Here is a 14,863-nt window from a genome sequence, read left to right as displayed (position 1 = left end):
AAAAAATCAGGGCATATTAGTTAATTACATATAAAAACGGGACTTTAGAAATTTGTAGATCTCTAAAGTCCCGTTCTAAGCTTTTATTTTTGTAGGAGTACTTTCACTTTAGCTACTACATTCTCTACCGTAAATCCATATTCCTCCATGATCTTTTCACCTGGTGCAGATGCTCCAAATTGATCAATCGCTAACACATCACCATTGTCTCCAACGTATCTAGCCCACCCTAAAGATGTTGCCATTTCAATACCTAGACGTGCTTTCACATTAGGCGAGATGACTTCATCCTTATAAGACTGTGGTTGTTTCTCAAAAAGGTCCCAACTAGGCATACTAATTACGTCAGCATAGATACCTTCTTTTTCAAGAGCAGCTTGTGCTTCTACAGCTAAAGGCACTTCTGATCCAGAAGCAAGTAGCAACGCATCCGTAGTTCCATTCGCTTTTGAGGCAATATAAGCACCTTTTTTAACACCTTCATATGCTAATTCCTTTGTACTATCTAGCGTTTTTAAGTTTTGACGAGTTAATACTAGAGCTGTTGGTGTATCTTGGCTCTCAAGTGCTACTTTCCAAGCAGCAGCTGTTTCATTACTATCACCAGGACGAATAACAGATAAACCTGGCATTGCGCGTAAGGCTGGTAATTGCTCAACTGGTTCATGTGTAGGACCGTCTTCACCCACTGCAATACTATCATGCGTAAACACATAAATAACTGGTAGTTTCATTAATGCAGCTAAACGAATAGCAGGACGTAAGTAATCAGAGAATACGAAGAATGTTGCCCCAAATACTTTTAATCCACCGTGAAGAGCCATACCGTTTATAGCTGCCCCCATAGCAAATTCACGTACACCAAACCAAATGTTGCGCCCTTCATAATGATCACGCGAGAAATCTCCTAGATCTTTCATGTAGGTTTTATTCGAACCCGCAAGATCAGCTGATCCACCAAATAGTTCTGGTATTGAATTTGCAAAAACGTTTAACACTTCACCGGAAGAATTACGCGTAGCAACATTAGAACCTGGCTCGTAAACTGGAGTTTGTGCATCCCATTCATTAGGAAGTTCGCCTTTCATCGCTCGTTCAAATTGCTCTGCAAGTTCTGGATATTGCTTTTTATATGAAGCAAATAATTGATTCCATTCCTGTTCTTTTTTCTCACCTTCAGCTTTTACAGCTGCATAAAAATCCCTTACCTCATCTGGAACATGAAATTCTTCCTCATGAGCCCACTCATAAGTAGATTTTGTCAAAGTAACCTCATCTTTACCAAGTGGTGCGCCATGAGAAGCAGACTTACCAGACTTGTTAGGCGAGCCGTAACCAATCACCGTTTTAACCTCGATTAACGTAGGGCGTTCATCTTCTTTTGCTGCTGCTATAGCGCGGTTAATTTCGTCTAAGTCATTTCCGTCTTCAACACGAATCACTTGCCATCCGTAGGCTTTGTAACGATCTTCAACACTTTCTGAGAATGAAATATGAAGATCTCCATCTAATGAAATATCATTAGAATCGTATAACACTACTAAACGTCCTAACTTCAAGTGTCCAGCTAAAGACGCTGCTTCCGCAGAAACACCCTCCATTAAATCTCCATCACCACAAATGGTATATGTATAATGATCTACTACTTTGAAATCTTCTTTATTATAAGTAGCTGCTAAATGACGCTCAGCCATAGCCATTCCTACCGCCATAGCTACGCCTTGTCCAAGTGGACCTGTTGTTGCCTCAACTCCCGGTGTATGACCAAATTCCGGATGTCCTGGTGTTTTACTTCCCCATTGGCGGAACTGCTGTAAATCTTCTAAGGATAAATCATACCCTGTTAAGTGCAATAAACTATAAAGTAACATTGAACCATGACCTGCTGATAAAACAAAACGATCTCGATTAGCCCAATCTGGGTTAGCCGGGTTATGATTCATGTATTTAGTCCATAAACTAAACGCCATTGGGGCAGCTCCCATTGGCATTCCTGGATGACCAGAGTTAGCTTTCTCAATACTATCAATGGATAGTGTACGAATCGTATTCACTGCAAGTTGCTCTACTTGTTTTGACATTCTGTATTCCCTACTTTCTGAAAATTACTTAAATCTATCTACATGGTTTACATCATATACTTTATCCTTAAATTCTTCAAGCATTCAGAAACATATAAATAATCGAAAAAAAGCCTCTAAAACCATCTGAGACTTTTAATGCATACCTTTATTATTTTTATTTTCTTTACTAGCTTTTAGGGCATCTGGAGTTACATCATTTCCATTTTCGTCCACAACCGTAACAGAATGAAGTTGGTTTTTAAACGAATTCCGAAAAACTTTTATATATTCTTGCCTTAGGATCTGTTGTTCTTTTTCCTCTTTTTTCGTTAAACCGGTTGTTTTAGCGCGCTTAGATAACTCATTGATTCTATTTATTTTTTCTTGCGATAACATTACGACCCCTGCCTTCTTATACAATCTTCTTACACTTTGTCTACTTTACAGGATCGACTATGTGATTTCAACTGATACCCTTTAAACTACTTGTTCTTAATATACTCTTGATATCGTCTATGTACTGTAGCCTTTGAAATATCATATCCAAACCCTCTTAATGTTGCTGCTATATCATGAAAGGTTAATTCCAAATTTCTTAATCTTACAATCTCATCTAAAGGAGCTTCTATTTTAGTCCTACCACCACTCCCACCAGCTGGAAGGTTCTTTTCGGGGCGATAGCATTTTTGATTGCTTCTTTCATTCCTCTTTTTATCTTACTATTATGTAATTTACGTTGAAATTCTTCTACTACAGCTACAATTTCAAGCACCATGTTATCAGCTTCGGATAAAGTAAGTTCCCCACGATCTGATACTGTTAAAACAGTTATATTTAACTTTTTTAATTGATATAATAAAGCAGTTTTAGCATGCCCTCTCCCAAGACGTGTATCATCTTGAATTAATAGTGCATCAATGTTGCCTTCAATCACATAATCTAAAACTGTCAGTATACCTTCTCTGTCCACTTCAAAACCGCTTGCTTTTTCTGCTATTATTTCTACAACTTCGAGCTGATATTCATTTGCTAATTGTTTTAATTCTTGCTCTTGTCTTTTTAATGAAGTTTCTTGATCCGACTTTTCCGTACTTACACGACAATAAATGATTGCTTTATTCATTTTTATCTCCAGTTAAGCTATCCCCTAGTGCATAACTTGAAGTTGTTTCCGTTGAAGATTCATCATTTGATTCAGTTAAAAAATCTAATTCACCTTGTTCCACTATTTCTGATAATTCATTTATAGGAGCAGAAACGATAATGGCAATATACATAAACAGTAAAACTAAGAAAGCTGAGGATACAATAAACACTTCTTGTCCTGAAAATCGTTTTAACATAAAAAATTCACCTCTACAGAATGTTTGTTCGTAATTTATTTTAATACGAACATTCGTTTGTGTCAATAGATTTTAGAACTAACGTTTGCGTTACATATGTTCGCATGGTACAATTTAGATAATTAGGAAAGTAAGTGAGGTGGTATCTGTGACAAAGCTATCAAAACGTCAACTCGAAATACTAGACTTTATAAAAGTGGAAGTAAAAAAGAAAGGTTATCCCCCTTCAGTCCGAGAAATTGGTGAAGCAGTTGGGCTAGCATCTAGTTCAACCGTACACGGACATCTTTCACGATTAGAGAAAAAAGGATACATTCGTAGAGATCCTACTAAACCCAGAGCTATTGAAATTCTCGATCTAGAAAATGAAACAGTTCCATTACCTGATAGAAAAACTACATATGTCCCAGTTTTAGGAAAGGTAACGGCCGGGTTACCGATTACAGCCATTGAGAATATTGAAGATTATTTACCCTTACCTGATCATCTTGTTTCTGAAAATACGTATGTATTAATTATTCAAGGAGATAGTATGATCGAAGCGGGTATCTTTGATGGTGATATGGTAATAGTTCGTCAACAACAAACAGCGAATAATGGAGATATCATTGTTGCTATGACTGAGGATAACGAAGCAACTGTTAAACGCTTCTTCCGGGAGAAAGATTATATTCGCCTGCAACCTGAAAATTCAACAATGGCACCGATACTTTTGAAGGACGTGTCAGTGCTTGGAAAAGTTGTAGGAGTGTTTCGCACGATTCACTAACCAAAAGAAAAACAGGAAGCTGCTAATTACTGTGCAGCTTCCTGTTTTTCTTTACTTCTTTCTTTTAGATACGTCCTCAATACAAAAGTCATTACTAATGCACTAACGATTACCATTCCATATCCACCAGTTCCTTCATAGGTCAATATTCTAAATATACTTCGCAGAAAGAACATAAAAGATAATACATATATAATCAATAACAACGTTTTTTTACTCAAATATAACTCCTCCTCCTCTACTTTAAGTATAAATGATTTATTACTTGGAAAACACTTAAAACAGCTAAGGTTTTTTGACTATTCTTTTTTATTATAATATTTGATTATTATGGCTATAATATGAAAACATGGTTGTGCATATCACTCCACGAAAAACATCATTACCATGTGGGGATGACTTAGAAGCCTTTGAATCAAAAAGCGAACATGTTCTTACTATTTGAAAGTCGCTTTATTGTTTTCTGCTTTTAGGTTAGCCTCTTTTAATCTAATTTATGCTGTTTAAGCACTTCTTTTTGTCGAAGCCCCTTCTCACTAATATAATTATTCTTCCAACCTGCCCAAATAAAATAAACACCAGATAAGATCGCCACTACATCGTTAACAAATTGTTCTGGTATTGTTTGATACCCTAGTAAGTTTAATACAGCATTTAACACAGCAACAATTAAAAAAGCAAAACGCGAGAGTGAAGCTAAGTCTTTTTCCATTAAATAGTCCTCCTCTAATTATACTTACTAGATTTTCACTATTAATCTATGACTTAAATAGTTAAACATGCCTTTGTTTACTCATTTAAATAGAATTAAATGCAAAAAAAGTCCTTAACACAACTTGTGTTAAAGGACTTTTTGGCAACTAGCAATTTTAGATTTTAAATTGCTTAATATTCCCTTCAAGATTTTCAGCTAATTCCTTTTGTTTATCAACTTGCTCTAAAACTTCTTTAAAGTGATCAACAAGTTCAGTAGAAGAGGCTGCAATTTCTTCCATAGAAGCAGTCGTTTCCTCTGAGATTGCACTTACTTCCTCAATCATTAAAGTAACTGAACTACTACGTTTAGTAACATTTTCGCTTTTATCTGCAACAGCATCAATTCTATTATCAATTTCTTTAATTCTTTCTTCTATACTCTTAAAAATAACATTTGTTTCATGCATATTATTCGTACCGTTATGAATTTTAGCATTTGCCATTTGAAGCGTTTCTCTAAATTTCTCTGTTTTTATTTCATTACGACGAACAACTTCTTGTACTCCCTTAGCTACTAAGCTCGATTCAGTCGAAAGTTTTCTCACTTCTTCTGCCACGATCGCAAACCCACGTCCATGCTCTCCAGCCCTGGCAGCTTCAATGCTAGCATTTAATGATAGAAGGTTTGTGTTTTCTGAGATACTAACAATTGAATCCGCATACTCTTTAATTTCATTTAATTCAACTTTAAGTTCGGCAAAAGATTCAATTAGATGATTATTAGTTGTAGAAATTTCTTCCATTTGATTCACAGTTGTTTGTAATTCGATGACACCCTTATTAACTTCTTCCATCGCTGTGATAAATACATTTTTCAACTGTTGAATGAATGTATTAACATCCGTCATTGACACATTCAATTCTGAAATATCTTTCATTGATTCTTCCATATTGGATGCTTGTTTAGTCAAACCAGAGGAGATTTCTCTAATATTAGAAGAGACCGTTTCTTGGGACTCAAATCCCGTGTTAACAATTTCTCTCACTTTTCCCACTGTATCATTCATTAACTCGATCGAATCTTTAATGTCACGAATCATTCCTTTTAAATTGAAAGCAATCGATTGGCTACTTTTGGCAAGTGATCCTACTTCATCTTTACTAATAAGTGAACTCACCTCTGTCGTTAATTCCCCGTTCGATATCTTAAGATTAGAGTCTGATAATTGATTAAGTCTATTAATGATATTTTTATACACTAACACACCAGATGTAACAATAAATAATACTACAACTGCTAACACGACCGCATTTATTTTCACTGATGATGCAAAAATATCTTGGATAAAATATCTTGAATTGTTAACCTCGACTTGTTTAATCGTAAATAAGGTATTCAAAGCAAAGTTCACAGAATTCAGTTCTCTTTGAGCCCTAGAATGTTCGGTATAAAATCGGTCAGTATTTCCGTTCAGACTTTCTTCAACTAAGGTATGTACGCTAAGTTGATAGTTATTCCAACCTTCAAAGATGGTTTTGTAGAGATACTGTTCATTCTCAGTTGTCAGCAAGTGATTTAAACTCTCTAGAGATCTTTCAATCTGATCGATGATCATTTGAGAATCATATTCAAGGTTTCTTTTGTTTTGCCTAGCTTCTCTAATACTAACTAAAAGATTCTGATCTAACCTAACGATATTTGAGCGCAATTCTTGTACAAGACTCATGGCTTCTAATTCATGGTCATATACACTATCCATTTGATTATTTATACTCGATAGAGATAGAAAACTAAAAGTTGATAATAATACTAGCCCTAAAATAGAAACGGTAAAAACAATTAGTAATTTCGTTTTAATCTTCATATTGTTTACATTTAAAAACTTTGTCACTTTAAGCTTTTCCTTTTTGTCTTTTACACGTTTTGTTTTCCTTAGAATATTCATGCTGCTGCCCCTTCTTATTAAATGTTTTAGTTGAAAACGCTTTTATTATTTTTAATTATAGGGGATAGATCGCAAAACGCAATACTATTTTACTATTTAAAATACTAGTTTTATTAGGTCTTTTGAATTAAAAAAGTAAATTTATACCTTATTGCTCTTTAATTGGAAGTTTGTTATGTATAGTTTGCGCATCAATTTTTATGAAAACAGCATTATAAAGTCCCTTCATAAATATTCAAATATTAATATAGATACGCGCTATACTGAGTAATACTTCTAATATCCTCCATAACCAGACCTCAGAACGCATTTACTCTAAAACACCGAATCTAAAAAATATGTAATAATCCATAATACAAACTTTTAATTCAAAAAATATAACTTTAACGAAAAATACATGACAGTTGGAAAAGGAATTGAAGGGATACGTATGTCCATACATCTTTTTAACGTGAAATATAAAAATAAATATGGTTTTTATTTACGATGTAAAGAAAAGATTGACTGTAAAACGTTACACGAGGGAGAACGAAAGATTCATAGACAAGCCTCTAAAGATTTTTTAGAAGTTATCTGTATTTCATTTATTGGACTAGAACGATGAAGGTGTTTGTTCATAAATAAAACTACTATACTCTAAAACAAAATATACAATAAACCCCCAACACATATCGTGTCGGGGGTTTAAGACATCTTAATAGTTCTGCATATACTGGTCACGTTCCCACGGATGTACTTGCGTGCGGAACATATCCCATTCGATTTCTTTAGCTTCAACAAAGTTTTCTACAGCATGCTCTCCAAGGGCTTTAATCATAACATCATCTTGAACAAGCTTATCAATTGCTTGTTTTAAAGTTGCTGGTAGATCATTAATTCCTTCTTCAATACGCTCTTCTTTGCTCATCACATAAATATTACGATCTGTTGCAGGTGGTGGAGTTAATTTTTTCTTAATTCCATCAAGACCAGCAGCAAGCATAACAGCCATAGCTAAATACGGGTTAGCAGCTGGATCTGGACTTCGAACTTCAACACGTGTACTTACCCCTCTAGATGAAGGAATACGGATTAGTGGACTACGGTTACGCATCGACCAAGCTACATAAACCGGTGCTTCATATCCAGGAACAAGACGCTTGTAAGAGTTAACGATTGGATTTGTAATTGCAGTGAAAGCTTCCGCATGCTTTAAGATACCAGCTAAAAATTGCATAGCTGTTTCACTTAATTGCGATTCTGTACCTTCATCATAAAATGCATTTCCTTCTTTTGTAAATAAAGACATATTACAATGCATACCTGATCCATTTACACCAAACAAAGGCTTTGGCATAAACGTTGCATGAAGGCCATGTTTACGAGCAATCGTCTTAACAACAAGTTTAAATGTTTGAATGTTATCACAAGCTGTAACAGCATCCGCATATTTAAAATCAATTTCGTGTTGACCAGGAGCAACCTCATGGTGAGATGCTTCGATGTCAAAGCCCATATCTTCTAGTTCTAGAACGATATCACGGCGGCAATTTTCACCAAGATCCGTTGGTGCTAAGTCGAAATAGCCACCTTTATCATTTAGCTCAAGAGTCGGTTCTCCATTTTCATCATTTTTAAAAAGGAAAAACTCTGGTTCTGGTCCAATATTAAATGCCGTATATCCAAGCTTTTCAGCATCTTTTAATACACGTTTTAAAATTCCACGCGGGTCACCTGCAAATGGTGTTGGCTCTTCACCTGGCTTACCAGGTAGATATACGTCACAAATCAAACGAGCTACTCTACCTTTGTCTGGTGTCCAAGGGAAAATTACCCATGTATCTGTGTCTGGATACAGGTACATATCAGACTCTTCAATACGAACAAATCCTTCAATTGAGGATCCATCGAACATCATTTTGTTGTCTAACGCTTTTGTTAATTGGTTGACTGGGATTTCAACATTTTTAATTGTCCCTAATAAATCCGAAAACTGAAGACGGATGTAGCGTACATTCTCTTCTTTTGCAATTTTTAAGATATCTTCTTTGCTAAATTTTGCCACTTTATGTATTCCCCTTTCAACAAACTCAAAATGTGTAATAAATAACTTTCATACCTGTACGATAAATAGTAATCTAGTAAGCTTGTTTTATGGATTGAACGCTCATATAAAGAGTGTTCGGACTAAGAACTACCTTCATGTTACTAGAAGCAAACAACCATGTCAACCGCTGTCAAATTACCTCACAAGCCTTTTCTATGGAGCATAATTCACTACTTTTATCGTAAGATTATCTACCTGAATCAAAGATTATATCCACTGCTTGAAGAACCGCAATCTTAACATGCTCATATGTAAGCCCACCTTGAACATAAGCAACGTATGGAGGCCGAATAGGACCGTCAGCTGTTAATTCAATACTTGCACCTTGAATAAAGGTACCCGCGGCCATAATTACAGGTGATTCGTAACCGGGCATTGGACTCGGTTGTGGTGTAACATGAGCATTTACAGGGGAAGCAGCTTGAATCGCTTGGCAAAAAGCAATCATTTTTTCTGCTGACGGAAAGTGCACAGACTGTATTAAATCGGTTCGTCGTTCATCCCATTTAGGAGTAGAATTCATACCTAATCGTTCAAGCAAAGCAGCCGTAAAGATCGCTCCCTTGAGGGCTTGTGAGACGACATGCGGAGCTAAGAAAAAGCCTTGGTACATTTCAAGCAAGCTATAAAGACTTGCTCCTCCCTCTGCTCCAATGCCTGGTGCTGCAAGACGATATGAGGCAAGCTCTATTAAGTCTTTTCTCCCAACGAGATATCCTCCAGTCTTCACAATCCCTCCACCAGGATTTTTTATTAAGGAACCTGCCATTATGTCGGCTCCAACTTCACATGGTTCCCTTGTTTCAACAAATTCACCATAACAATTGTCTACAAAAACGATGACATCTTTTTTAATTGTACGGACAAATTGGATCATTTCTTCAATTTGACCAACTGTGTATGATGGACGGTCACCATACCCTTTCGATCGTTGAATTCCGATCATTTTTGTTTGAGGGTTTATTTTACTTTTAATCTGCTCTTTGTCGATCCAGCCAGATTCGAGGAGGGGGACTGCTTCATAATTAATATGAAACTCTTTTAATGATCCATTTCCATTACCACGTATGCCAACGATTTCCTCAAGTGTATCATATGGCTTTCCCGTTATATACAGTAACTCATCTCCTGGTCTTAACACGCCAAAAAGAGCTGTTGCAATGGCGTGCGTACCAGAAATGATCTGCGGACGTACGAGTGCTGCCTCACCACCAAAAACGCGTGCGTAAATAGACTCAAGCGTATCTCTTCCAACGTCATCGTATCCATAGCCTGTAGACGGAGTGAAGTGAAAATCAGCAACTTGATGTTCCCTAAAAGCTGTCATAACTTTAGACTGATTAAATAAAGCAATTTCCTCTATTTCTTGATGATGTTCTCTTATTTGTTGCTCAATTTCCGTTGTTGTTGATAATAACTCTTTTTCGTTCTTAAGCTTTAACATTTAGTTCCTCTCTTTTCGCTCAACTATCGACCTAATCGCTAATTCATGTCCAAGCGCCGTGTCAGGAAGGACGAAACCACGTAACTCATAATGTTCAGTCTCTTCATTCCACTCCTGCTTTTGAATTAAAGTTGTTTCTCTACATCTAGAAAGCAAATTTCCCTCTTCTGCTCTTAATACTACATGATATTCAGTCATTTGCTCCATTAACTTCTCTTCAATAGCATGCTTTAGGCTTTCTAAGTCTTCTTGTTCAAAAGCACTAATTTCAATCGAATCTTCTTCGTGACTTGGAAAGAAATCCGAATGCTTCTGATCACTCTTATTATACACTACTAACTGTGGAATTTTTTCTGCCTCTAAATCTGTTATTAATTCTTTTACTGTTCTTTCATGCTGAACGTAATCCGGATTTGAACTATCTACAACATGCAATAACATACTTGCTTCTTGAAGTTCTTCTAGCGTTGATCTAAAAGCCGCAACTAAAGTCGTTGGAAGATCTTGTATGAATCCTACTGTATCAGATAATAAAACTTTCATCCCGCTAGGAAGAATGAATTGGCGCGTCGTTGGATCAAGTGTCGCAAATAATTGATTTTCTTCTAACGTTGCTACATCAGCAAGACGGTTCAATATCGTTGACTTACCTGCATTTGTGTACCCAACAATTGCCACCTGAAACACTTCATTTTGTTTTCTGCGTTCTCTATAGCGTTGACGATGCCCCACTACAGCTTCGAGTTGATGTTTAATTTCATCCATTCGTCTACGAATATGACGACGATCGGACTCAAGTTGTGTTTCACCTGGCCCCTTAGAGCCAATTCCACCTCCTTGACGAGAAAGTGCTAACCCTTGTCCTGCAAGGCGAGGTAATAAATACGATAGTTGAGCAAGTTCAACTTGTAATTTACCTTCACGCGATCTTGCACGCTGAGCAAAAATGTCTAGTATTAATTGTGTCCTATCAATTACAGTCGTTTTCGTGCGAGTATGCACGTTACGAATTTGACTTGGAGATAATTCATCGTTAAAAACGATTGTATCTACACCTTTTTCATCAATAAGAGCTTGTAATTCCTCAACCTTTCCCCTTCCTATATAAGTTGAAGGTTCTACCTTTTGCCTCTTTTGAGTCAACATCCCTACGACCGTACCCTTAGCTGTTTCAACCAGGCTTTTTAACTCATCCATCGAATGTTGAAAAGCAACGTCATCACCTTCAAAATCGCATCCTACAAGAACAACCTTTTCCGTTTCTCTATGGTTTATTTCTTGCAAATAATTCACACACCTTTCCCTTTATCATCTTACTCATTACTATTTGTTCTCGTTTATTTTTCATACGCATCATACCACGAATAAGACAAAAAAAGAAAAGTCGGGTACCGACTCTTCTCTACGTTAATTTCACATGAGAGGAATGAAAATTAAAATCCTCTCGTTTCATTGTTAGCAATGATTCTTTATCAAAGCTATTTTCTCGTAATAACCTGACAGCTTGCAATCGAATGGCTTCTTCAATTATATTTCGGATATAACGTCCGTTGCTAAACGTTCGTTGCTGTTCTTGTCTAACCTTCCTAATATGCTCCTTTATATGATATTCTCCATCTTTTGATAATTCATATTCACGCTCTTTTAACATTTGCTTAACCATTTCCATTAATTGGTCGGTTGAATAATTCGGAAAATCAATTGAAATAGGAAAACGTGATGGGAGACCTGGATTTAAAGATAAAAAATAATCCATTTCCTTTGAATAGCCTGCGAGAATTAAAACAAAATCATGTTGATGATCTTCCATTGCCTTAACTAAAGTATCAATCGCTTCTTTACCAAAATCCTTTTCTCCGCCTCGAGCAAGAGAATAGGCTTCATCGACAAATAAAACACCACCACTGGCTTTCTTCAACACTTCTCTAGTTTTTTGCGCAGTGTGTCCAATGTACTCCCCTACTAAATCTGCACGCTCAACCTCCATAAAATGCCCCTTAGTTAAAACGTCCAACTCATGAAGAAACTGAGCAATAATTCGCGCGACCGTCGTTTTACCTGTTCCGGGATTTCCTTTAAAAATCATATGAAGAACTTGTTTACTCGCCTTTAAACCTTGCTCTTCTCGTCGTTGATTTACGTAAAGCCAAGCATATATCTCATTAACAAGGCGTTTTACCTCTTCTAGTCCGATATACTCCTCAAGCTTTTTTTCGAATTTCGATAAAATTTCATGTTCTTCTTTTTCCTGTTCTGATTGAAATAATGAATCATTTTGGTTAAATGTGTCTACTCGTTTATGATTTAATACTACATTAATTCTTCCTCGTTTTTTTGAATTAACCGGGTTACTCATGTTGTACACCCCTTTGTTGTTCCGTTTAACCCATCTTTAGTTTTCTTCTACACTATACGCAAAAATGGGCGAACGTGTGACAAACACCCATTTTCTTTTGTTGTTTTGTTTATATGTACCATCTTACGCAAGAAAAAAAGGATGGATGCCTAATTATTGGCTTTATAAGTTATGAAATTAAAAAAGGCCATTCTAAAAAGGTTGTCTTTTCACCTTTTTGAATGACCCTTCTTCTATCTATTTTTATCAACTAAAACTTGACAACCGTACATAAGGAGAGATTTTATAAAGAAGCAGAAGGAAAGCTGATATTTTTTCATTTCAATGAGCGATGCATAGCGAATTCGTGTAAACCAATTTAATAAAATGTAAACAAAGAATGAATCAACGATAAAATTAACGACTAGGTACAACCAAAAACGCCCATATGTATACCTGAGTATCCAAATAGAACCGACAAAAAAAGGACCTACTGTAAGTGGAACAAGTCCTAACACATTTGGTTTTAGTGATTGGTAGAACCACCACCACTTTCTCTGTTGCGCGACAAATCCTTCAACCATAAGAAAAAGACTCATAAATAAGGCCCCTGGCCAAAAATGTTTGATGTTCTTTCTCCCTAAAAACGGAAAGGTTAACCAAGGTAAAATGATGATTGCTAAAATAAGCCATTTATTATTTCTCATATAGTCAGTCCTTTGTTTATTTTTTTAGGCTGTGTTTTCGCATACTCTGTTTTATATGGTTTAATCTGCAGATGCACGTTCGATTGCTCTAGTCACTCTAAGAGGGAAAATATATATTTCATAGCAACAATCTTTTTGGAAATAGCCTTTTTTTATTTTTCCTTTCTTATTTCCTCATTATTCTCAAGATCATCACTTTTCGACATTTTTCGAGTAAGGCGTTATCATTTTTAATTCCCTTATCCCAATTGCAGGAATTTTTAGCATGAATCCCTAATTATATAGAGAGAAAAGAGGTGTTTTAACTTGAATCAACTATTTCCAGAGTTTATAGAAGAGTATTTAAATGATCTTACTTTTAAAGGCCGTAAGGAATCAACGATCAAACGTTATATATACGATCTTAATGACTTTTCTTACTGGCTTCAAAAACACAGAGCAACTACAAATGATATAAACTGGAAATCCATTACGAAAGAGGAATTGAATTTATTTTTTGTACATTTAATCGAAGACAGAAAATACAATGTTAAAACGGTTAGGCGAATTCATAGTGTACTTCGTCAACTTGCCTCCTACAGGTCTTATCTTGGCTCAAGCGAACTTCATCCTATTAAAGAAATAGAAGCACCCGAACTTACTTTTCAAATTCTGCATGAATCTGAGTGGATTTCAGCACAGGAAAGATCAATCCTACTAGAAACCGCTTCATCTACAGTTGGCTTGTCCGATCAACAAAAGGAAACCTTCCCCTTCTATAAAGAAAGAAACGAGTTCATCATTCGGTTATTTTTAAACTATGGTCTCAACCTCCATGAAGTTCATGAATTGTCGATGAATCATATTAAATTTGAACGAAATCAAATTGAAATAAATCAAGAAAAAAACTCAAGAATAATAACCTTACAAGAGTCCGATAAAAAGCTGGCTTATCATTATTTTAAAAAGATCCCAGAACCTGTTCGCCCACGTTATTATAGTGACGATCCTTTTTTCGTAGCTTTTGATTTCAAAAGAAAAACGTTTCATTGGTCTTACACATTTGATCAACCTAAAAGAATGTCTATGATTGCTATCCAGAAAATGCTTAGACAAGAAGTATCGCGTTCTAATTTAAGAAAAGGTATTAGTGCTCAAACCCTTCGGAATACCTTTATTCTATCTAGCCTCTTAGAAACTCACTCACCTGAAGATTTAATCAAATCGATTGGTTATACAACTCCTTTATCTGTAAAGCGCTATTTATCTACAGTCGACTCTTTATCGAAAATACAAATCGAACAATTGACTTTAAGCGGGGCATAGTCATTGCCCCGGATAAAATATATAAATCAACTTTTTTTTGATTTATATATTGACAAAAGAAAATATTGGTAATATGATGAGTTCATCAAAATAAATTGATATGGTGAATATAACACTGAGGTCGGTCATTTTTTTATGTTTAACATCAAAAAAAATTGATATAAAAAAG

Annotated in this window: 13 protein-coding genes and 1 pseudogene; 2 read left to right on the top strand and 12 right to left on the bottom strand. The window is 35.7% G+C overall.

The window, feature by feature from the left end; genetic code table 11:
• Positions 1 to 83: 83 nt before the first annotated feature.
• From tkt to JCM9157_RS08130, 4 genes and pseudogenes are all read right to left on the bottom strand, one after another.
• The gene (gene tkt, locus JCM9157_RS08145) at positions 84 to 2,081 is read right to left on the bottom strand and encodes a transketolase (protein ID WP_035663742.1); all 1,998 of its coding nucleotides are present in this window, start codon (positions 2,079 to 2,081) and stop codon (positions 84 to 86) included.
• 135 nt (positions 2,082 to 2,216) lie between these two features.
• A complete protein-coding gene (locus tag JCM9157_RS08140; RefSeq protein WP_035663741.1) occupies positions 2,217 to 2,459 on the bottom strand; it encodes a DUF896 domain-containing protein in 243 nt (80 codons plus the stop codon).
• 86 nt (positions 2,460 to 2,545) lie between these two features.
• Positions 2,546 to 3,186: pseudogene (locus JCM9157_RS08135) on the bottom strand (YneB family resolvase-like protein).
• The gene (locus JCM9157_RS08130; protein ID WP_035663738.1) at positions 3,179 to 3,406 is read right to left on the bottom strand and encodes a hypothetical protein; all 228 of its coding nucleotides are present in this window, start codon (positions 3,404 to 3,406) and stop codon (positions 3,179 to 3,181) included. The pseudogene JCM9157_RS08135 and the gene JCM9157_RS08130 overlap by 8 nt, the downstream one beginning before the upstream one ends.
• Before the next feature lie 148 nt (positions 3,407 to 3,554).
• On the opposite strand from JCM9157_RS08130, the gene lexA reads away from it, so the two are divergent.
• Positions 3,555 to 4,175 (top strand): transcriptional repressor LexA, encoded by a 621-nt coding sequence (lexA, locus tag JCM9157_RS08125; RefSeq protein WP_035663736.1) that lies wholly within the window; start codon positions 3,555 to 3,557, stop codon positions 4,173 to 4,175.
• A 26-nt stretch (positions 4,176 to 4,201) separates the two neighbouring features.
• On the opposite strand, the gene JCM9157_RS08120 is transcribed toward lexA, so the two are convergent.
• The 8 genes from JCM9157_RS08120 to JCM9157_RS08085 all read right to left on the bottom strand — a co-directional run bounded on the left by JCM9157_RS08120 (position 4,202) and on the right by JCM9157_RS08085 (position 13,389).
• On the bottom strand, positions 4,202 to 4,396 hold the full coding sequence (locus JCM9157_RS08120; protein WP_035663734.1) for a hypothetical protein: 195 nt from the start codon (positions 4,394 to 4,396) through the stop codon (positions 4,202 to 4,204).
• 263 nt (positions 4,397 to 4,659) lie between these two features.
• Positions 4,660 to 4,887: a phage holin gene (locus tag JCM9157_RS08115; protein WP_035663732.1), complete on the bottom strand. Its 228-nt coding sequence runs from the start codon at positions 4,885 to 4,887 to the stop codon at positions 4,660 to 4,662.
• A gap of 157 nt (positions 4,888 to 5,044) precedes the next feature.
• On the bottom strand, positions 5,045 to 6,817 hold the full coding sequence (locus tag JCM9157_RS08110) for a methyl-accepting chemotaxis protein (protein ID WP_035663728.1): 1,773 nt from the start codon (positions 6,815 to 6,817) through the stop codon (positions 5,045 to 5,047).
• A 694-nt stretch (positions 6,818 to 7,511) separates the two neighbouring features.
• Positions 7,512 to 8,861 carry a type I glutamate--ammonia ligase gene (glnA, locus tag JCM9157_RS08105; RefSeq protein WP_035663727.1) on the bottom strand — a complete coding sequence of 450 codons (1,350 nt, stop codon included), beginning with the start codon at positions 8,859 to 8,861 and terminating at the stop codon, positions 7,512 to 7,514.
• Between the two features lie 229 nt (positions 8,862 to 9,090).
• Positions 9,091 to 10,347, bottom strand: a complete 1,257-nt coding sequence (locus JCM9157_RS08100) for a methionine gamma-lyase family protein (protein ID WP_035663725.1) — start codon at positions 10,345 to 10,347, stop codon at positions 9,091 to 9,093.
• A complete protein-coding gene (gene hflX, locus JCM9157_RS08095) occupies positions 10,348 to 11,631 on the bottom strand; it encodes a GTPase HflX (protein WP_035663723.1) in 1,284 nt (427 codons plus the stop codon).
• Positions 11,632 to 11,749: 118 nt separating this feature from the next.
• A complete protein-coding gene (gene spoVK / locus JCM9157_RS08090) occupies positions 11,750 to 12,703 on the bottom strand; it encodes a stage V sporulation protein K (protein ID WP_035663720.1) in 954 nt (317 codons plus the stop codon).
• Between the two features lie 233 nt (positions 12,704 to 12,936).
• A complete protein-coding gene (locus tag JCM9157_RS08085) occupies positions 12,937 to 13,389 on the bottom strand; it encodes a hypothetical protein (RefSeq protein WP_035663717.1) in 453 nt (150 codons plus the stop codon).
• Positions 13,390 to 13,695: 306 nt separating this feature from the next.
• On the opposite strand from JCM9157_RS08085, the gene JCM9157_RS08080 reads away from it, so the two are divergent.
• Complete coding sequence (locus tag JCM9157_RS08080) at positions 13,696 to 14,694, top strand: tyrosine-type recombinase/integrase (RefSeq protein ID WP_052013020.1); 999 nt, start codon at positions 13,696 to 13,698, stop codon at positions 14,692 to 14,694.
• Positions 14,695 to 14,863 lie beyond the last annotated feature (169 nt).

It is taken from the genome of Halalkalibacter akibai JCM 9157, from assembly GCF_000513135.1.
GTDB classification, from domain to species: domain Bacteria; phylum Bacillota; class Bacilli; order Bacillales; family Bacillaceae_D; genus Halalkalibacter; species Halalkalibacter akibai.
Note: the sequence above shows the minus strand (reverse complement) of the source record. Positions and strands in the feature narration are given on the sequence as shown.